This is a genomic window from Pseudomonas asiatica, from assembly GCF_040214835.1.
Taxonomy (GTDB): Bacteria; Pseudomonadota; Gammaproteobacteria; order Pseudomonadales; family Pseudomonadaceae; genus Aquipseudomonas; species Aquipseudomonas putida_Z.
The window spans coordinates 792,558-810,891 of record NZ_CP157874.1 but is presented as its reverse complement, the minus strand read 5'-3'; the positions used below and the strand labels follow the sequence as shown (position 1 = coordinate 810,891).

At 63.9% G+C, this 18,334-nt stretch carries 14 protein-coding genes, 1 tRNA gene and 1 pseudogene; 8 read left to right on the top strand and 8 right to left on the bottom strand.

Annotated features, from left to right (window positions below; translation table 11 throughout):
- The first annotated feature begins 26 nt into the window (after positions 1-26).
- Both fic and ABNP31_RS03715 read left to right on the top strand, forming a co-directional pair.
- Entirely contained in the window at positions 27-1,148 is a 1,122-nt protein-coding gene (gene fic / locus ABNP31_RS03720) for a protein adenylyltransferase Fic (RefSeq protein WP_085665078.1), read from the top strand.
- 188 nt (positions 1,149-1,336) lie between these two features.
- Entirely contained in the window at positions 1,337-2,554 is a 1,218-nt protein-coding gene (locus ABNP31_RS03715) for a DUF3422 domain-containing protein (RefSeq protein WP_137162964.1), read from the top strand.
- A gap of 114 nt (positions 2,555-2,668) precedes the next feature.
- On the opposite strand, the gene ABNP31_RS03710 is transcribed toward ABNP31_RS03715, so the two are convergent.
- The 3 genes from ABNP31_RS03710 to ABNP31_RS03700 all read right to left on the bottom strand — a co-directional run bounded on the left by ABNP31_RS03710 (position 2,669) and on the right by ABNP31_RS03700 (position 6,970).
- The gene (locus tag ABNP31_RS03710; protein WP_238067250.1) at positions 2,669-5,080 is read right to left on the bottom strand and encodes a DUF3772 domain-containing protein; all 2,412 of its coding nucleotides are present in this window, start codon (positions 5,078-5,080) and stop codon (positions 2,669-2,671) included.
- A 56-nt stretch (positions 5,081-5,136) separates the two neighbouring features.
- Positions 5,137-6,195 carry a bifunctional DNA-binding transcriptional regulator/O6-methylguanine-DNA methyltransferase Ada gene (gene ada / locus ABNP31_RS03705; protein WP_085665081.1) on the bottom strand — a complete coding sequence of 353 codons (1,059 nt, stop codon included), beginning with the start codon at positions 6,193-6,195 and terminating at the stop codon, positions 5,137-5,139.
- Positions 6,196-6,343: 148 nt separating this feature from the next.
- Positions 6,344-6,970, bottom strand: coding sequence for a DNA-3-methyladenine glycosylase family protein (locus ABNP31_RS03700; RefSeq protein ID WP_085665082.1), 627 nt, complete (start codon positions 6,968-6,970; stop codon positions 6,344-6,346).
- A 172-nt stretch (positions 6,971-7,142) separates the two neighbouring features.
- Between ABNP31_RS03700 and ABNP31_RS03695 the strand changes: the two genes are divergently transcribed.
- The 3 genes from ABNP31_RS03695 (at position 7,143) to ABNP31_RS03685 (ending at position 11,166) form a co-directional block, all read left to right on the top strand.
- A complete protein-coding gene (locus ABNP31_RS03695; RefSeq protein ID WP_085617313.1) occupies positions 7,143-7,658 on the top strand; it encodes a sigma-70 family RNA polymerase sigma factor in 516 nt (171 codons plus the stop codon).
- Complete coding sequence (locus ABNP31_RS03690; RefSeq protein ID WP_085665084.1) at positions 7,645-8,601, top strand: FecR domain-containing protein; 957 nt, start codon at positions 7,645-7,647, stop codon at positions 8,599-8,601. The genes ABNP31_RS03695 and ABNP31_RS03690 overlap by 14 nt, the downstream gene beginning before the upstream one ends.
- Before the next feature lie 96 nt (positions 8,602-8,697).
- A complete protein-coding gene (locus ABNP31_RS03685; protein ID WP_085665085.1) occupies positions 8,698-11,166 on the top strand; it encodes a TonB-dependent siderophore receptor in 2,469 nt (822 codons plus the stop codon).
- A 173-nt stretch (positions 11,167-11,339) separates the two neighbouring features.
- On the opposite strand, the gene ABNP31_RS03680 is transcribed toward ABNP31_RS03685, so the two are convergent.
- The gene (locus ABNP31_RS03680; RefSeq protein ID WP_025337647.1) at positions 11,340-12,497 is read right to left on the bottom strand and encodes an MFS transporter; all 1,158 of its coding nucleotides are present in this window, start codon (positions 12,495-12,497) and stop codon (positions 11,340-11,342) included.
- Between the two features lie 406 nt (positions 12,498-12,903).
- Positions 12,904-14,118, bottom strand: coding sequence for an MFS transporter (locus tag ABNP31_RS03675; protein ID WP_085665086.1), 1,215 nt, complete (start codon positions 14,116-14,118; stop codon positions 12,904-12,906).
- Positions 14,119-14,300: 182 nt separating this feature from the next.
- Between ABNP31_RS03675 and ABNP31_RS03670 the strand changes: the two are divergent.
- Positions 14,301-14,861 (top strand): annotated as a pseudogene (locus ABNP31_RS03670) (FecR family protein); the annotation flags it as partial.
- A gap of 131 nt (positions 14,862-14,992) precedes the next feature.
- Positions 14,993-15,069 (top strand) — tRNA-Met (locus ABNP31_RS03665).
- Between the two features lie 98 nt (positions 15,070-15,167).
- Here the strand turns inward: ABNP31_RS03665 and ABNP31_RS03660 are convergent.
- A complete protein-coding gene (locus tag ABNP31_RS03660) occupies positions 15,168-15,782 on the bottom strand; it encodes a LysE family translocator (protein WP_238067248.1) in 615 nt (204 codons plus the stop codon).
- A gap of 246 nt (positions 15,783-16,028) precedes the next feature.
- On the opposite strand from ABNP31_RS03660, the gene ABNP31_RS03655 reads away from it, so the two are divergent.
- Complete coding sequence (locus ABNP31_RS03655; protein ID WP_085665088.1) at positions 16,029-16,946, top strand: LysR substrate-binding domain-containing protein; 918 nt, start codon at positions 16,029-16,031, stop codon at positions 16,944-16,946.
- Here the strand turns inward: ABNP31_RS03655 and ABNP31_RS03650 are convergent.
- Positions 16,886-17,461: a D-Ala-D-Ala carboxypeptidase family metallohydrolase gene (locus ABNP31_RS03650; protein WP_085592580.1), complete on the bottom strand. Its 576-nt coding sequence runs from the start codon at positions 17,459-17,461 to the stop codon at positions 16,886-16,888. The two genes, ABNP31_RS03655 and ABNP31_RS03650, sit on opposite strands and share 61 nt — an antisense overlap.
- A gap of 185 nt (positions 17,462-17,646) precedes the next feature.
- Positions 17,647-18,285 (bottom strand): carbonate dehydratase, encoded by a 639-nt coding sequence (can, locus tag ABNP31_RS03645; RefSeq protein ID WP_025337641.1) that lies wholly within the window; start codon positions 18,283-18,285, stop codon positions 17,647-17,649.
- Between the last annotated feature and the right edge of the window lie 49 nt (positions 18,286-18,334).

Genomic DNA, 18,334 nt, shown 5'->3' with positions numbered 1-18,334 from the left:
ATTCATTTCCGATCAGGCGCTCGTGTATGACTGCTTCCCACCTACCCTGGCAGGCCGGCAAACCGTTCAATCAGCTTCCTGCCTTGCCACCAGCCGCTGAACTGGAAACACGGGCAGTGCTCAAACGCTGCATCGAAGCACGTACAGCCTTGGGGGAGCTGAAACAGGCCGCTGAACTGATCCCGAACCAGACGATGTTGATCAACACCCTACCGTTACTGGAGGCCAAAGACAGCTCGGAAATCGAAAGTATCGTCACAACGACTGACATGTTGTTTCAACACGCACAAGATAGTGACGGACATGCAGACCCCGCCACCAAGGAAGCGCTGCGCTACCGAACCGCTCTGTATCGTGGTTTCCAGTCACTTTCCGAACGCCCCCTGTCCACTGGGACAGCAGTCGAGATCTGTCGTACGCTGAAAGGCGTGAACATGGACGTACGCCGTGTTCCAGGCACACAGCTCGCCAATGACCGCACGGGCGAAGTCATCTATACGCCGCCAGAAGGTGAAAGCCATCTACGCGACTTGCTCGCAAATTGGGAGCGTTTCCTGCACAACGAAACCGAGCTGGACCCTCTGGTGCGCATGGCCGTGGGGCACTATCAGTTCGAAGCTATTCACCCATTCTCCGACGGCAACGGTCGTACCGGTCGCGTGCTCAATATTCTGTTTCTCATTGAGCAAGGTCTGTTGAACCTGCCCATCCTTTACCTGAGCCGTTTTATCATCGCCAATCGCAACGACTATTATCGACTGCTACTTGATGTTACGCGAGAACAAGCCTGGGAGCCTTGGTTGTTGTACATGTTGAGTGCGGTCGAGCAAACCGCTAGATGGACAAGCGCCAAGATCACCGCTATCCGCAGCCTTGCCGAGCACACCACTCAATATGTACGCGAGCGATTGCCTAAAATCTACTCGCGCGAGCTGGTCGATGTCATTTTTGAACAGCCCTATTGCCGTATTGGCAACATCGTTGAAAAGCAGATCGCTCAGCGACAGGCCGCATCACGCTATCTACAAGATCTGGCGGGAATAGGCGTCTTGCAGGAGATGCAAGTAGGCAGAGAAAAGCTGTTCATTCATCCAAAGCTGATGCAGCTGCTGGTCCGTGACAGCAACGAATTCAGATATTACGAATGATCACCCCATCCGATATTGGATTGGGTAGTAAGGCGGGATACCGGGGCCACTTTGCGGCTCTTCGCGGGCAAGCCCGCGAAGAGCTGGCACAAGCGACACAAAACTCTGCACCCGCGTGACTTTCCCCTCCCCCCGCAAAGTCCCACTTCCTGGTACCCCCACAATCACAACACCAGGCCGGACCACCCATGCACCCTCAACGCACCGCCTTGCACAACGAACTGCACGCCCGCCCGTCGCTGTATTTCGACGGCCCGGCGCATGTCTTCCACCTGGCCTTGCTCGGCGGCGATGCTGCCTGTGCGGCACTGCTGCAACGCTGCTGCCCGGATGCCCTGGACACTGCTGCCGCCCAAGGCATCACCCGCCTGGATGGCCATCCGTTCAAGTGGGAACGGCACACCGAGTTCTTCACCCTGACCCTGGTGGTGCCCTGCACTGCCGCCGACACCGAGTGGCAAACGCTGCCGCCGGTGCTGGCCGAGGCTATCGCCCCGCAAGCGGCGCAGGTGATCAACGCGGTGCAGGTGCTGGTCCGTGACGAACAGGAACTGGACCTGCCCCACTACGGTTTCAAGGACCCGTGCGGCTCCTGCGTCGGCGGTGGCGATGCGGTGGTGTGGAGCGATTTTCGCCTGACCGAGGACGGCACCAACCGCTTCCTGTTCATCAACCGTCGCCTCAATGCCTACCGCCAGGGCCGCATGATCCGCCGTCTGCTGGAGATCGAGACCTACCGCATGATGGCCTCGCTGACGCTGACCACGGCCAAGGACCTGAGCCAGGAATTGGATGCCTTCGACAAGACCCTGGTCAGCCTCTCGGAGCGCAGTGCCGGGGTCGATGGCCATGATTCCAAAGGGTTGTTGGAGGCCATTGCCCACCTGTCACGCCAGGTGGTCAGCCGCACGGTGAAGACCCGCCACCGCTTCGGCGCCACGCAAGCCTATGCGCAACTGGTGTTCGAGCGCCTGGGCGAGCTGCGGGAAAGCCATGTGGGCGACTGCCAGCGCCTGGGGGTGTTCATCGAACGCCGGTTCAAACCGACCGTGCGCTACTGCGCGGCCACCGAGCAGCGCCTGGAGCAGTTGGCGAAGAATGTGGCCAACCTGGGCGACCTGTTGCAGGCACGGGTACAAGTGGAGATGGAAGAACAGAACGCCGAGATCCTGCGCAGCCTCAACGCCCGGGCCGATGCCCAGGTGAAGATCCAGCGGGCGGTGGAGGGACTGTCGATCATCGCCATCACCTACTACCTGCTGAACCTGTTCAAGCTGCTGTATGGCGGGCTGAATGTGCTGGGGTTGGGGCTGACGGCGCGGGATGGGCTGTTGGCCATGGCGCCGCCTGTGCTGTTGGTGTTGCTGGTGATTTTGCTGAGGATCAGGCAGGCCAAGCAGCATTGAGGGTTGGGGGCGCCTTGCGCCCCTATCGCGACACAATGCCGCTCCTACAGGGACTGCACATTTCCTGTAGGAGCGGCCTTGTGTCGCGATGGGCTGCAACGCAGCCCCCGATGCTCACACCGGCTCGTCAGCCGGCCGTGCATTCTCTTGCACCAACACCATGCTCTGCGGCGACGACAGGGCAATACCTTCATCACGCAGGCGCCCAAGAATGGTGAACAACAGGTCACTGCGCGTACCGGACACCTGCCGCGGCCCCGCCACGTAACCACTCACACCTATCACCATGCCGCTGCTGGTCAGGTCCTTGAAGGTGACCGAGGTGGCCGGCGCATCCAGAATCGCCTCGTGCTCCTGGTAAGCCGCCAGCAGCAGTTCACGCACGCGGTTGGCATCGGTCTCCAGCGGCATGGTCAGGGTAATGCCGACCACGCCAAGGGCATTGCCCATGGTCACGTTGCGCACGTTCTGCGAGATGAACTGCGAGTTGGGCACGATAACCGTCGAGCGGTCGGACATCTGGATCTCGGTGGCGCGCACGTTGATACGGCGAATGTCGCCCTCGACGCCCGCCAGGCTGACCCAGTCGCCCACCTTGACCGGGCGCTCGGTCAGCAGGATCAGGCCGGAGATGAAGTTCTGTACGATCTGCTGCAAGCCGAAACCGATACCCACCGACAGGGCACTGACCACCCAGGTCAGGCTGGTGAGGTTGATGCGCAGGGTCGACATCACCAGCATGGCCAGGAAGATGAAGCCCAGGTAACCCACCAGGGTCACCAGCGAGGCACGCATGCCGGCGTCCATGTCGGTTTCCGGCAGCAGGCGATCGCTCAGCCAGCGCTTGACCACGCGGATGGCGAACAGGCCGCCGAGGAACATCACCACCGCCAACAGGATGTCCTGGGGGACAATGTTCATGTTGCCCAGCAGCTTGCCGCCGGTCTCGTCCCAATCACCCAGGCTCAGTAGCAGCTCGCTGGGGCTGGTGCCCGATGGCATCAGTGCCAGCAACAACGCCAGGAACAGCACCACGGTGCGGCCGATGCCGGCCAGGATAGTGCTGGCCTGGGCCTGGTGACGCGGCGCCAGGCCCAGGGTCGAGGCCAGCGCCAGGCCGCCGGGTTGGCGGGGCGACAGCAGGGTTTCGCAGAGGTCGCCAAAGAACGTGGTCAGCAGGTAGGCACAGGTGATCACCAGGCTGACCCATAGCAGCTTGGCAGTGAGGAAGTAGGCGAGTGTCAGGTAACCGGCGAGCAGGGCCAGCAGGATCAGCGTCAGCCAGATTACCATCACGAACGGGATCAGCCCGGCCAGGCCCGTGGGGCGCTCCAGGTCATGCTTGCGCAGGGTGCGGCGGTAACGCAGCAGCGCACCGGCGAAGGTAACCGCCACTACCAGCGCGGTCAGGCCGTTGACCGCCACGGTCAGCGCCAGGCTGGCACCGATCACGCTGTTGATGCGTTCCATGGTCATCATGACCATCAGCGCCAACGCCAGCACCTTGGGGAACCAGCCCAGGGCGCTGGCGACTTCGTCGTGAATCGGCGGCAGGCGCCAGGACGGGCGTTGCAGCATCAGCATGGCGCGGCCCAGGCCGGTGATGAAGGCGCTGAACACCACCAGGGCAAGTACATGGTTGGCCAGGCTGGCGATATCGGCGCCCAGCTCGGCGCTGCTCTCCAGCCCCCATCGCAGCAGCGAGACCGAACCGGCGATGGTACCCAGGGTTGCCAGGCTCACGCCCAGCGCCAAAGCGCTGCGGCGCAGGCGGCCTTCGGGTAGCCAGCTGACCATGGCGTCGGCCAGCAGGCGCTCGAGCACGCGGCGCACCAAGGTCCAGACCAGGATTGCCGCCACCAGGCTGGTAATGAACAGCCAGCGATTTTCGGCGCTGAAGGCACTGCCGATGGCATCGGCCGTCTCGCCACGCAGGTCACGCAGGCGTGCCACGTCGTCCTGGGTGGGGCGAATGATGCTCTGCCAGAACGCCGGGCTCAGCGGTGAGGCCGCGCGGCTGGTGATCTGCGAGTTGAACTGGCTGCGGCGCAGGTTGACGATTTGCGTGGACAGGTCGCGGGCCGACTGGGTCAGCTTGGTCGCCTGGTCCCGTTGGGCTACCAAGGCCTTCTTCTCGGCCTCCAGCTCCTTGCGCTGCTGGGTCAGGGTGGCGGCCTCGTCCGGCTGGAGCGGCCCGATGACCTTGAGCTTGTCGTCGACTTTCTCCACATCCGTGGTGCGCAGGGCACTTAACGCATCGGCCTGGCGCTGGACCTGCATGGCGCCCAGGCGCAGTTGCGACAGCAGATCGTCGTTGGCCTCGCTGGTGACACCCTGGCGGATCTGGTCCAGTCGATCGCTCAACTGCTCGATGCTGGCGTTTTCATCCAGCACGTTCGCTTCGGCAACCGCCAGATTGGACAGCGGCGTGGCCGGGGCCGACCAGGCCGGGCTGGCAATGGCCAGCATCAAGGCCATGAAAACCATCAGGCCTGGGCAAAAACGGGCAAGGCTGACACGCCTCATCGAATATTCCTCTTTACAATTCGATTTGGCGGGGGATTCTACGCGGCTTCAGGCAATCAGGAGAGTGCCGTTTCTCGTTTGAGCAGTTGCTGTTTGCGCTCGACGCCCCAGCGGTAGCCGCTGATGTCGCCGTCGCGGCGCACCACCCGATGACAAGGGATGGCCACAGCGATGTGGTTGGCCGCGCAGGCCATGGCCACCGCACGCACTGCCTTGGGCGCGCCGATGCGCTCGGCGATGTCGGTGTAGCTGACCCGGCTGCCGGCCGGCACCTCGCGCAGGGCCTGCCACACCCGCTCCTGGAACGCAGTGCCTTGCACATCCAGGGGCAAGGCCAGGCCCAGCGCCGGGGCTTCGACGAAGCCCACCACCTCGGCGACCAATCGTTCGTAGGCACTGTCGCCACCGACCAGGTGGGCCCTGGGGAACTGGTCCTGCAGGTCGCGCAGCAGGGCCTCGGGGTCGTCGCCCAGCAGGATCGCGCAAATGCCCTTCTCGCTCTGGGCCACCAGGATCGCGCCCAGAGAGCACTGGCCGAGGGCGAAGTGGATGGTTGCCCCGGCGCCGCCGGCGCGGTATTGCCGCGGGCGCATGCCCAGGCGCTGGTCGGCGCTTTCGTAGAAACGGCTGTTGGAGTTGTAGCCGGCGTCATAGATGGCATCGGTGACAGAGCGCTGGCCATCTTCCAGGTGCGCGCGCAGGCGCCGGGCACGGAAAGCGGTTGCGTAGGCCTTGGGGGTGAGGCCGGTTTCGGCTTTGAACAGGCGGTGCAGGTGGAAAGGGCTGACGGCCAGTTGGGCGCTGAGTTGATCGAGGCTGGGCGCGGGGTCGCTGGCTTCGATCAGCCGGCAGGCGCGGGTGACCAGCTGGCTGTGGCGGGTGGCGCTGGCGCTGGTGGTGGCGGTGCAACGTTTGCAGGCGCGGTAGCCGGCGGCTTCGGCGGCGGCTGGGGTGTCGTAGAACTCGACGTTGGTTCGCTTGGCCAGGCGCGATTTGCAACCGGGGTGGCAGTAGATGCCGGTGGTGCGCACGGCGTAGACGAAATGGCCGGTGGCGGTAGTGTCGCGGGATTCTACGGCTTGCCAGCGTTGGTCGGGGGTGGTGTAGGGGTTCATTGGTAAATGTCCAGATAGGTTGTTGCCTGTGCCGGCCTCTTCGCGGGTAAACCCGCTCCCACAGGTACTTCCACAGCTTTGTAAGTCTATGCAGTACCTGTGGGAGCGGGTTTACCCGCGAAGAGGCCGGCACAGGCGGTGCAAGACCTCAGGCCCGCCACAGATACCAGGCCGCCACGGTACGGTATGGCCGCCAGCCGCCACCCAGCGAACGCATTTGCGCCGGCGTCGGCGCCTTGTCCAGCCCCTTCAGCCGCCGATACCCCTCGCGCACGCCAAAATCGTCGACCGGCAGAACGTCCGAACGCGCCAGGCTGTAGATCAGCAACATCTCCACCGTCCACCGCCCTACCCCGCGCAATGCCACCAGCCGTTCGATCAACGCGTCGTCAGCCATGGCCAGTGCCTCGTCCCGGCTCGGCACCAGGCCATCCAGCCGGCCCTGGGCAATACCCTGGATCGTCGCCATCTTGCTCGCGGAAAAACCACAGGCGCGCATGGTTTCTGGTGTAACCGCCAACAACTGCTCCGGCCCTGGGAACGCAGCCTCCGGGAACAACGCCAGCAAGCGCCCAAGAATTGCCTCGGCAGCACGGGCATGCAGTTGCTGGTAGGCAATCGCCCGTACCAGCACTTCGTAAGGCTCACGCCCCGGAGTAGCCTGGTGCAGGCAAGGCCCGGTCGCCGCGATATGCCGCGACCAGTCCGGGTCGAGCGCCGCCAGGTATTCGGTGGCCTCGCGGTACGCGTCAGGCGAAAGGTCGGCCCGGATCATGGCACCTCCATCAAGTCGATTGCAGGTCCAGCTTAGCGCAGCCGTTCATCGGGCAAACGCCGGTTCTTGCGCGGCTAATTCCTGGCGTGCCATTGCTCCGCGCCATCGTCCCCGCATAGAATTGAGAACTATTCACAATCGCATATATCCACAGGACCGGGCCTTCGCCAAGATGCAGATCAACGACACGCTCAAGCCGACCGAGGTCGCTCTGCTCTACCAGGCCCACCACCGTTGGCTCAGCGGCTGGCTGCGCAGCCGGGTAGGTTGCAGCGAGCACGCCGCCGACCTGGCCCAGGATACCTTCGTGCGGCTGTTGCGGGCCCGCCAGCTTTCGCCGCTGAAGGAGCCACGCGCCTACCTCAGCAGCATCGCCCGTGGCCTGATGATCGACCAGTTCCGCCGCCGCGCGCTGGAGAGGGCCTACCAGGAAAGCCTGGCTCACCTCCCCGAAGCCGAAGTGCCCAGCGAAGAAGATCGACTGGTCATCCTGGATACCCTGGCGCGCCTCGACCGTGCCCTGCACCAGCTGAAACCGCGTGCCCGCCAGGCATTCCTGCTGGCTCAGCTCGATGGTTTGAGCATCGTGCAGATCGCCCTGCGCCTGGGTGTGTCGCGGGCCACCGTCGAGCGGGACCTGGCCAAGGCCCTGGGCGTCTGCTACCGGTTGCGCTATGCCGACGCCTGACAACGCGCCCGCGCAGGCGCAGGTCGACCAGGCCATCGACTGGCTGGTGAAGTTGCGCTTCGACAGCCCCTGCCCGCGTATCGAGCAGCAGTTCCAGCACTGGCTGGCCAGCCATCCGCACAACCCCTTGGCCTGGCAGCGGGTCAGCCACCTCAGTGACGAACTGGCCGGGCTGCCCAAGGGCCTGAGCCGCCGCACTCTGGATAGCAGCCAGCGCCAGCGCATCAGCCGCCGCGACCACCTCAAGCTGCTGGCCGTGCTGGCCGTGGGCGGCAGCCTGGGCTGGGCCGCGCGCGAACCGTTGGGCATACCCCAGCTGCTGGCCGACAGCAGCACTGCCACCGGCGAACGCCGCCAGCTGCAAGGCAGCGATGGCAGCCGCATCCAGCTCAATACCGCCAGCGCCATCGACCTGCGTTACAGCGCCGAGCAGCGCCGGCTGCAACTGGTGCGTGGCGAGGTGAGCCTGGACAGCAACCCCAACGATAACCGCCCGTTCCGCATCGGCACCCGCATTGGCCAACTGGCCACCCTCGACGGCCAACTGCTGCTGCGCGAGAACGACCAGGGCCTGTTGCTGGCGGTACGCCGGGGCGAGGTCACGCTGTTCCCCACCTCGGCCTCGCCACGTCGGGTGCTGCCAGGCGAAACCTTGCAAGTGTGGGCCAGCGGCAGCTTCCAGGCGGTGACGCTGCACGGCGACCCCTGGGGCTGGACCGACGGCGTGCTCAGCGTGCAACAGATGCCGCTGGGCGAGTTCATCGCCGAGCTGGCGCGTTACCGCCCGGGCCTGCTGCGCTGTGCCCCGGAAGTGGCAGACCTGAAGGTGTCCGGTACCTACCAGCTGGCTGACACCGCGCAGATCCTGCAGCTGCTCACCCGCAGCCTGCCGGTACGGGTCGACTACCGCACGCGTTATTGGGTGAGCATCGGTGCGGCCTGAAAAATTTCCGAAAATAAATGAGGTGGAATCTCATTCTCGTCCGGCCTGAAGGAACAAAACCCGAAAAGTGGTCTTCACAACCTTCAGGAGCGCTTCATGATTGCCCCGTGTTCCCCTCGCAACGACAGGCTGCGCCGTGCCGTGCGCGCGGCCGTGTTCGGCCTTGGCCTGGCAGCTGGTGGTGCCTTCCCGGCCATGGCCCAGGCTGCAGTGGCCAGCCAGAGCCAGCAGACCGACTGGAACATCCCGGCCGGCCCGCTGGCCCCGGCGCTGGACCAGTTGGCCCGCCAGGGCGGCCTGAGCCTGTCGTTCGACGCGAACAGCCTGCAGGGCAAGACCACCCGCGGCGTGCAGGGCCGGCATGACAGTGCAGGGGCACTATCGATCCTGTTGCAGGGCAGCAACGTGCAGGTCCAGCAGGAAAGCGCAACCAGCTTCCTGCTGATCCCGGCGCTGGATGTGGGAAACGCCCTTGAGCTAGGTGCGACCAGCATTTCCAGCGACCGCCTGGGCGAAACCACCGAGCACACCGGCTCCTACACTACCGGCGAAGTGACCATCGGCAAGATGCCGCAAACCCTGCGCCATACCCCGCAATCGGTCAGTGTGATAACCCGCCAGCGCATCGATGACCAGAACATCACCAACCTGACCAACCTGCTGGAGCAGACACCCGGCGTGGTGGTCAACTACACCGACAGCGAGCGGGTGCAGTACTACTCGCGTGGCTTTGCCATCGATGCCATCCAGTATGACGGCGCCACCGTGGTGCAGAGCAGCGGTGGCGGTTCGTTCATCCAGACCGACTCGGCGTTCATCGACCGCGCCGAAGTGCTGCGCGGCGCCACCGGCATGCTGCGTGGCGCCGGCAACCCGTCGGGCACGGTGAACCTGGTGCGCAAGCGCCCGACCCATGACTTCCAGGCTACGGGCAGCGTGACCCTGGGCTCATGGAATGCCCAGCGCTATGTGGCCGATATCTCCGGCCCGCTGACCGAAACCGGCAACGTACGCGGGCGGGTGATCGCCGTGCATGACGACCGCGACCTGTTCCAGGACTCGCGCATGGAGCGCAAGGAAGCGTTCGGCGGCTCGCTGGCCTTCGACCTGGACGACAGCACCACGCTGACCACCGGTGTCGAGTGGACCAAGCTCGACGCCACCGGCGCCTGGGGCAACCTGCCCGCCGATGCCAGCGGCGCCCCCCTGCCCTTCGGCCGCAGCACCTACCTGGGCGCCGACTGGAACCGCTGGGACCGCAGCAACCTGAACACCTTTGCCGAACTGGAACACCGCTTCGACAACGACTGGACGCTGAAGCTGATGGCCCTGCGTACCCACTTCGAGCTGGACGACCATGGTTTCAAGCAAACCTACATGGAGCGCGCACCGGCCAACCTGAACCCCACCGGCAACCCGTACCTGATGCAATACCAGGTTACCGAAGGCGACGGCGGCGAGAGCCTGCAGAACAACCTGAGCGCCACCCTCAACGGCCCGTTCGACCTGTTTGGCCGCACCCACGAGCTGATGGTCGGCGTCGAACGGATTCGCAACGATTCCTACGCTTCGGCCACCAACCGGGTAATTTCCGGGCTGTACGACATCCGCTACTGGGACCCGAAAACCAGCCTGCCCGAGCCGGACATCGACATCACCGCACACCCGGTGCGCACCCGTACCACCCAGCAAGCCGCGCACGCCACCTGGCGCATTTCGCTGGCCGAACCGCTGACCGCGATCATCGGCGCGCGAGCCAACTGGTATGACTACGAGCAGGAAAACAACACCGGAGCCAACGGCAAGTTCAGCGTCGATGAGAAGATCGTGCCGTACGCGGCGCTGATCTACGACCTGAATGACAACTTCAGCGTGTACGCCAGCTACACCGAGATATTCAGCCCGCAGACAGTGGTGGACAAGAACAACTCGGTGCTCGACCCGATCATCGGCGAAGCCTACGAAACGGGCATCAAGGGCGAGTTCTACGATGGCCGGTTGAACACCAGCCTGGCGTTTTTCCGTATCAACCAGGTGGGTACGCCGGTGGATGACATGTCCACGGAGATCGGCTGCAACGGCACCACCGGCCGCTGCAAGATCGCCTCGGGCAAGAGCCGCAGCGAGGGCATCGACCTGGAGATTTCCGGCGAAGTGCTGCCGGGCTGGCAGGTCACCGGTGGCTACACCTACAACACCACCGAGTACCTGAAGAACTCGGCAGCCACCAATGGCAACGCGATCCGCACCACCGACCCGGAGCACATGCTGCGGCTGTTCACCAGCTACCGCCTGCCAGGCACGCTGGATGCCTGGACCATTGGCGGCGGCGTGCAGGCGCAGAGCGACATCTATTCCGAAAGCGGCACGGCCAAGGCGACCCAGGCGGGGTATGCGGTGTACAACGGCATGCTCGGTTATCGCATCAACGACAACTACTCAGTGCAACTGAACGCCAACAACATCTTCGACAAGAAGTACTACCGGCAGATCGGTACCACGGCGACGGGGTACTACTGGGGGGAGCCGCGCAATGTGTCGGTGACCTTGCGCGGGAGTTTCTGACAGGCATTTGCCTGACCGGCTGGCACCATTCCTGTAGGAGCGGCCTTGTGTCGCGATAGGGCCGCAAAGCGGCCCCCGGGACTCAGCAGCGCCGCAGACATCGCCGGGGCTGCCTTGCAGCCCTATCGCGACACAAGGCCGCTCCTACAGGGACCGCGCAGCCCTGGAGGACGTCAGTCCGCCACCGCCCGCAACCGCCCCGCGCGCCGGTACGACTGCCGGGCAAAGCACACGAACAACCCGGCCATCAGCGCCAGCGCGATGGGCAGACCATGCGGCGCCACATCCATCGCCGCACCGCTGACCAGCGGCCCGACCAGGCTACCCACACCCCACAGCAAGCCCACGCTGGCATTGGCGGTAACCAGGTCCTGCCCCTTGAAACGCTGCCCGATCAGCACCAGCGCCAGCGTATAGATGCCCCCTGCCACGGCGCCCAGCAGCACCAGCAGCGGCCACAGCAGCCAGGTCAGGTTCAGCAGCCAGGGCAGGCCGATACCGATCGCCATCGCCAGCAGCCCGCATACCAGGTGCAGCCCGGTGCGCTCCACCCGGTCGGCCAACCAGCCAAGCGGCAACTGGAACAACATGTCACCGGCAAACACCACGGTCACCATCAGCGCCGCCACGCCCACGGCAAAGCCATGGCTGGTGGCATACACCGGCAGCAGCGACAGCACCACGGCATCGAAGAACGAGAAAAACAGCACCGCCACGCACAACGCCGGCGCCACACGGAAGAAACCGGCCAGGCCGAAGCTCTTTTCACCCTCTTCATGTTCCACATGGTCGTTGGGCACGGTCAGCACGATGCACAGCAGCGCCAGGCCATAGCAGGCGGTGACCACACCGGTGATCCACGGGCTGTCGGCGCCCAGCACCGCCAGCATGGCCGGGCCGAGCACCTGGAAGCCGGTGAAGCTGGTGGCGTACAGGGCCATGATCTTGCCGCGGTTGTGCTCCGGGCACAGTTCGTTGACCCACGACTCGCCGAGGATGATGGCGATACCCATGCCCAGCCCCAGGCCCAGGCGCAACAACGCCAGCAGCCACAGCGAGCCGAACGCCGACTCGAGCAAGCCAATGCTGAGCGTGCACAGGCTGAAGCACAGCAGGTAGATGGTGCGCCGGGTGAGGTGGCGACAGCAGGCGTCGACCAGGAACGCCGAGAGCATCATGCCCGCAGCGGGGATGGCCGAGATGATGCCGATTTCCAGAGTGCTCGCACCGGCTTCATGCAGGCGCAACGACACCAGCGGCAGGCTGGCCCCCAAACTGAAACCCACGACCGAAACGGCGAACAACAGGCCCGCCAGCAAACGCATGTTCATGTACCACTCCTTGCAAACCGAAAAGACGTGCAGACACAGGCGCGCACGCCAGGGTGGCGAGCGACGCGAAAGCGCAGATCAGTTCAGGCGAGGTGTGGCGAGAAGGTGAAGGCAAACAGCACGCTGCGGCGACGCTTGAGCACCGTATCGCTCGGCCACGCTCGACGCAGGGCCTGGAAGGCAGGCTGGCGGGCGTTTGGCAGGGACTGGTTACGGCACATCGCTTTGACTACTACGCAGGTGGTTGGGAAAAAGCGGACTCTAGGCCACCGCAGGTTGGCTCGTCAATTGCCCTGGGGGCCTCTACGAGGCCCTTTCACGACACAAGGCCGCTCCTACAACAGTACGCAGTCCCCTGTAGGAGCGGCCTTGTGTCGCGATGGGCTGCAAAGCAGCCCCGGCAACCTCAGCGCTTGCAGGTACTTGGCAAGAACACCGCCAGCAATCCGAACAACGGCAGGAACGAACACAGCTCGTACACGTACTCGATGCCACGCAGGTCCGCCACATACCCCAGCAAGGCTGCACCGATGCCACCAAAGCCGAACATCAGCCCGAAGAAGATCCCGGCAATCATGCCCACGCTGCCCGGCACGAGCTCCTGCGCATACACCACGATCGCGGAAAACGCCGAAGCCAGGATAAAGCCGATCACCACGCTCAACACAGTGGTCCAGAACAGGTCGGCATACGGCAGTACCAGGGTGAACGGCGCCACGCCGAGGATCGAGAACCAGATCACCGCCTTGCGCCCGATGCGGTCACCGATCGGCCCGCCAAAGAAGGTACCTGCCGCCACCGCACCAAGGAACAGGAACAGGTGCAGCTGCGAGCTGGCCACCGACACATCGAACTTCTCGATCAGGTAGAAGGTGAAGTAGCTGGTAAAGCTGGCCATGTAGAAGTACTTGGAGAACACCAGCAGGCCCAGCACGATCAGCGCCGCGACCACCCGCCCGCGGGAAATGCCGTGGGTCGCCTGCACTGCCTTGCGCGCCTTGGCCTGGTTGAGGTGCTCCTTGTACCAGCTACGCAGCATCAGGGTGACGCCGAGGAAGAACAGCGCAGCCAGGCCGAACCAGGCCACGTGGCTCTGGCCGAACGGAATGACAATGGCCGCCGCCAGCAGTGGGCCCAGCGCAGAGCCGGTGTTGCCGCCGACCTGGAAGGTCGACTGGGCCAGGCCGAAGCGCCCGCCCGAGGCCAGGCGCGCAATACGCGAGGTTTCCGGGTGGAAGGTCGACGAACCGATCCCCACCAGCGCCGAGGCCAGCAGAATCATGGGGAAGCTGCCGACGAAGGCCAGCATCACTATACCCACCAGAGTACACAGGGTGCCCAGCGGCAGCAGGTTCGGCGCCGGTCGGCGATCGGTGAAAAAGCCGACCCAAGGCTGCAGCAGCGAGGCGGTGATCTGGAACGTCAGGGTAATCATGCCGATCTGGGCGAAGCTCAGGTCGTAGTTGGCCTTGAGCATCGGGTAGATCGCCGGCAGCACCGACTGGATCAGGTCATTGATCAGGTGCGCCAGGGCGCAGAAACCGATGATACGCATCACCAGCGGCGTGGCTTGGCTCGCCGCCGCACTGGTGGGCGCCGTGGAGGCGCTACTGATAGCCATGTGCCTGAATCTCCGTCAGCAGTTTGGGATCCGATTATCGGGAAACAAATAGATACATAGCTACCTTTTTTATCTCTCTGTCGTGACGCACTTGAAAATGGTTATCAATATAATTAGCATCCTTAGCCCATACCCCTGTCATCGTTGGGCGAAACGGCCCCTATCGCGAGCAGATCGAACCCATGAGCCAGATGCTCGCCAATCAGCTGCAGCCTGACCGCCCCCGCCCTCGGCAGATCAACACGCGCCGCAGCCACATGGGCAAATGGCTGGCGCTGCTATTCCTGCTGGGGTTAGGCGCTGCAGCCTACCTGTACTGGCCGCTGATGCAGCGCCTGGGCAGCGAATTGCACACTGATGCAGGTGAACGCCGCAGCATCCGCCTGGCCGATGGCACCACCCTGCACCTGGGCAGCGCCAGCGCGATGAACGCCAACCTGCGCGGCCGCACGCGCCAGCTGCAGCTGGTGCAGGGCCGGGTATACCTGGAAGTGATGCTCGACGGCCGGGCCATGGAGGTGACAGTGGGCGATGCGCGCATCCAGGTGTTCGGTACCCGCCTGCAGGTCGCCCGCCATGCCGGGCATGACGAACTGGTGGTGTTCAGTGGCAAGGCCATGGTTATCCAGGGTGGCGAACAGCGCCTTGTATCGGCGGGCGAGCGGGTAACCTTCGATGGCGGGCGTATCGGCCCGTTACAGAAAGCCGACCTCAAGGGCACCGATGGCTGGCGCAACGGGCAGTAGAAAGCCGACGACATGCCGTTGGGCAAAGCAGAACCGGGGGCCTGGCCGCTAAGTTTTTGAAAGCGTGCAAATTTTTTTTGAAATGAGTGTTGACAGGGGGGCCGTTCAAGAGAATAATGCGCGCCATCGGCTACATAGCTCAGTTGGTTAGAGCATAGCATTCATAATGCTGGGGTCCGGGGTTCAAGTCCCTGTGTAGCCACCAAACAAGACGAAGGGCTTACCGCAAGGTAAGCCCTTTTTCTTTGCCTGCGAAAAATACCACAGGCCCGCCCCTCCCCCACAGGGCATGCAATCGCTACCTCAACGCATGCCGGTCACCGCCACAGCCAGGCCCAACCCGATCAGCGCCAGGCCGATTACCCGGTCCACCAGCCTTTGCCGCTCGATCATCGCCTTGCGCAATGCCGTGCTGGAGAAAAACACCGCCACCAGACTGAACCACAGCCAGTGGGCAACGGACATGAAAGCGCCGTAGGCAAAATCCAGCGCCAGCGAGCTGCCAGGCTGCACCACCTGGGTGAAGGCACTGATGACGAACAGCATGGTCTTGGGGTTGAGGGCGTTGGTCAGAAAGCCCGTGCGCAGGGCCTGTGTTACGCTGGCTGCGGATGCGGCAACCCCGTCGAGGCTGATGCGCCGGGTGTTGGTCAGCGACTGGTAACCCAGGTAGACCAGGTAACCCGCGCCCAGCACTTTCATGCCCAGGAACAGAGCCGGGCTCTGGCTGATGATCACCGCGATGCCCAGCACCGTGTACAGAACGTGCACCTGCACTCCCAGGGCAATGCCCACGGCAGCAGCCAGCCCGGCCTTGCGGCCCTGTGCATAACTGCTGCGGGTGACCATGGCGAAGTCGGCACCGGGGCTGATGACGGCAAGCAGGGTGAACAGGGCGACGGCAATGAGTTCGCTCATGCTGGTGGCTCTCGATAGGCGATGGAAATGCACAGACCATGTAATTATCGAGAGCTTATAGCCAAGGAAAAATCGATTTATAGTGAGGCAAATCTGATAGTTTTCTTCACAGATACATAGCGCCTGTGCTGGCCTCTTCGCGGGTAAACCCGCTCCCACAGGTGATGCGCCGCCCTCAGGTTTGGTGAAGTCCTTGTGGGAGCGGGTTTACCCGCGAAGAGGCCAGTACAGGCAAACAGGGATGCCATGAAACTGCCGCCACTCAATGCCTTCCGCTACTTCGACATCGCCGCCGAAACCGAAAGCTTCGTGCGCGCCGCCGAGCACCTGCACGTCACCCATGGCGCAGTCAGCCGCCAGGTGCGCCTGCTTGAAGAAAGCCTTGGTGTGGAGTTGTTCGAGCGCCGCAACCGGGCCATTTTCCTCACCCCTGCCGGCCGTGCCTTGCAGGGCACCACCCAGGCGATTTTCGAGCAGCTCGAAGGCGCCGTGCAGCGCTTGCAACAACAGGCCCGCGACAACGTTCTGGTGTTGTCGTGCGAGCCGACCATCGCCATGCGCTGGCTGATCCCGCGCCTGCCCCGCTTTCATGCCGCCCATCCCGACCTGCAGTTGCACCTGGTGGCCGCAGGCGGGCCACTGGACTTCGCCCGCAGTGGTGTCGACCTGGCAATTCGCCGCGATGACTTCCACTGGGACAAGCAGCTGTACAACCAGAAGATCTGCGACGAATGGATCGGCCCGGTCTGCCATCCCACCGCCCCCATCCAACTTGAAGGCCAACGCCTGCTGCACAGCGCCACCCGCCCCGGCGCCTGGCCCGACTGGCTGCGCCTGAGCGGCCAGCAGGCCCGGCATACCGAGCGCAGCGACTACGAGCACTTCTACCTGTCGATTCAGGCCGCCAGCGCCGGCCTGGGCCTGGCCATGGCCTCAGCCCTCATGGTGCGCGACGAACTCGACAGCGGTCAGTTGCAGGCGCCGTTCGGCTTTGTGCGTGACGGCTCGGCCTACCACCTGCTCAGCCCTCAGCCGCTGGAAGACGAAGGCAAGCGCCAGCGCTTCGCCACGTGGGTGATGGGCGAATGCAGGAGCTGCCTGGCTCATCTGGGCTTGATACAGAACGACGAACCTGCACGGCCGTCACCACCCCAGGTGCGGTAACCCGCGGTATCCACATGAATCCGCCCGGACGGATAGCGCCCCAGGCCCATGTTCCAGGCCTGGCCATACTGCTGCCAGAAACGGCACAGCGGGTTGGGGTCCGCCCAGTCGGGTAGCAAGATATCGACGGCGAAGGCCCGGGTATGGGCGCTGTTGGCAGCCCCGCCGGCGCAGACGTTCAGGCGTGGGTCTCGATAGGCCGAAACCACCTCGAACTGGCGCAGGATGCCCTGGTCGTCGAGCGCCTTGATCAGCGAGAGCGTAGAACGCACTGCCGGCCAGTTGCTGGCAGGCGGCACGGCGAAGGGGGACGCGTGGCACAGCTTCCAGTCCGAAGCCGAACGCAGCAGCTGATGGATAGGCACTATGCCGTAAAGGCGGGCATCCACCAGCATTTCACGGAAGGGACGGGTGTGATGGTCGCCAGCCCACTGGGCGAACATCCACAGGTCGCGTTCGTCGGCGTGGGCAGTGGCCGTTATCAGGAGGCTTGCAGCCAGAAGCAGTTTTTTCATTCCTTGACCATCCCTGCATGGAGACTGCTATACGCCCCCTTGTAGGAGCGGCCTTGTGTCGCGAACGGGCTGCGAAGCGGCCCCAGATTTTCAGCTTCGCTGCTGATATTGCCGGGGCTGCTGCGCAGCCCGCTCGCGACACAAGGCCGCTCCTACAAGGGGCCGCGTCAAACTGGTAAACGTTACTACTCCAACGCCCGCAACCGATACTGCGGCGGCAGCTGGGCGAAGCCGCTGATGGTGGTGTCCAGGCTCTTCCACCGGCCATCCTTGATGCCATAGATGCAGCCATGCACCGACAGCTCCTGACCACGGTGCCAGGCGTTCTGCACGATGCTGGTGTGAGCCACGTTGGCCACCTGCTGGATGACGTTCAGTTCGCACAGGCGGTCGACCCTGGCCTCTTCGTTGTCCAGCTTGGCCAGCTCGGCGCGCTTTTCGTAATACAGGTCGCGAATCGAGCGCAGCCAGCCGTCGATCAGGCCCAGCTGACGGTCCTGCATGGCGGCGCGCACGCCACCGCAACCGTAGTGGCCGGTGACCAGGATGTGCCGCACTTTCAGTACTTCCACCGCGTACTGGATCACCGACAGGCAGTTGAGGTCAGTGTGCAGCACCACGTTGGCAACGTTGCGGTGGACGAACAGATCACCCGGTAGCATGCCGACGATTTCGTTGGCCGGCACGCGGGCGTCGGAGCAGCCGATCCAGAGGAATTCCGGAGTCTGCTGGCGGGCCAGCTTGGCGAAGAAGTCGGGGTCGCGCTGGTTGATCGCGTCAGCCCAACGGGCGTTGTTGTCGATCAGTTCCTGCAGGTCGTGCATGGTCGTTGCCTCATCAGGGTTTGCCTGCGTGACAGCGCCAGCCCCTGCA

What these genes read in the sequence shown, in the direction of transcription:
- fic (WP_085665078.1), top strand. Translation starts at nt 27, where the DNA reads ATGACTGCTTCCCACCTACCCTGGCAGGCCGGCAAACCGTTCAATCAG.
- ABNP31_RS03715 (WP_137162964.1), top strand. Translation starts at nt 1,337, where the DNA reads ATGCACCCTCAACGCACCGCCTTGCACAACGAACTGCACGCCCGCCCG.
- ABNP31_RS03710 (WP_238067250.1), bottom strand. Translation starts at nt 5,080, where the DNA reads ATGAGGCGTGTCAGCCTTGCCCGTTTTTGCCCAGGCCTGATGGTTTTC.
- ada (WP_085665081.1), bottom strand. Translation starts at nt 6,195, where the DNA reads ATGAACCCCTACACCACCCCCGACCAACGCTGGCAAGCCGTAGAATCC.
- ABNP31_RS03700 (WP_085665082.1), bottom strand. Translation starts at nt 6,970, where the DNA reads ATGATCCGGGCCGACCTTTCGCCTGACGCGTACCGCGAGGCCACCGAA.
- ABNP31_RS03695 (WP_085617313.1), top strand. Translation starts at nt 7,143, where the DNA reads ATGCAGATCAACGACACGCTCAAGCCGACCGAGGTCGCTCTGCTCTAC.
- ABNP31_RS03690 (WP_085665084.1), top strand. Translation starts at nt 7,645, where the DNA reads ATGCCGACGCCTGACAACGCGCCCGCGCAGGCGCAGGTCGACCAGGCC.
- ABNP31_RS03685 (WP_085665085.1), top strand. Translation starts at nt 8,698, where the DNA reads ATGATTGCCCCGTGTTCCCCTCGCAACGACAGGCTGCGCCGTGCCGTG.
- ABNP31_RS03680 (WP_025337647.1), bottom strand. Translation starts at nt 12,497, where the DNA reads ATGAACATGCGTTTGCTGGCGGGCCTGTTGTTCGCCGTTTCGGTCGTG.
- ABNP31_RS03675 (WP_085665086.1), bottom strand. Translation starts at nt 14,118, where the DNA reads ATGGCTATCAGTAGCGCCTCCACGGCGCCCACCAGTGCGGCGGCGAGC.
- ABNP31_RS03660 (WP_238067248.1), bottom strand. Translation starts at nt 15,782, where the DNA reads ATGAGCGAACTCATTGCCGTCGCCCTGTTCACCCTGCTTGCCGTCATC.
- ABNP31_RS03655 (WP_085665088.1), top strand. Translation starts at nt 16,029, where the DNA reads ATGAAACTGCCGCCACTCAATGCCTTCCGCTACTTCGACATCGCCGCC.
- ABNP31_RS03650 (WP_085592580.1), bottom strand. Translation starts at nt 17,461, where the DNA reads ATGAAAAAACTGCTTCTGGCTGCAAGCCTCCTGATAACGGCCACTGCC.
- can (WP_025337641.1), bottom strand. Translation starts at nt 18,285, where the DNA reads ATGCACGACCTGCAGGAACTGATCGACAACAACGCCCGTTGGGCTGAC.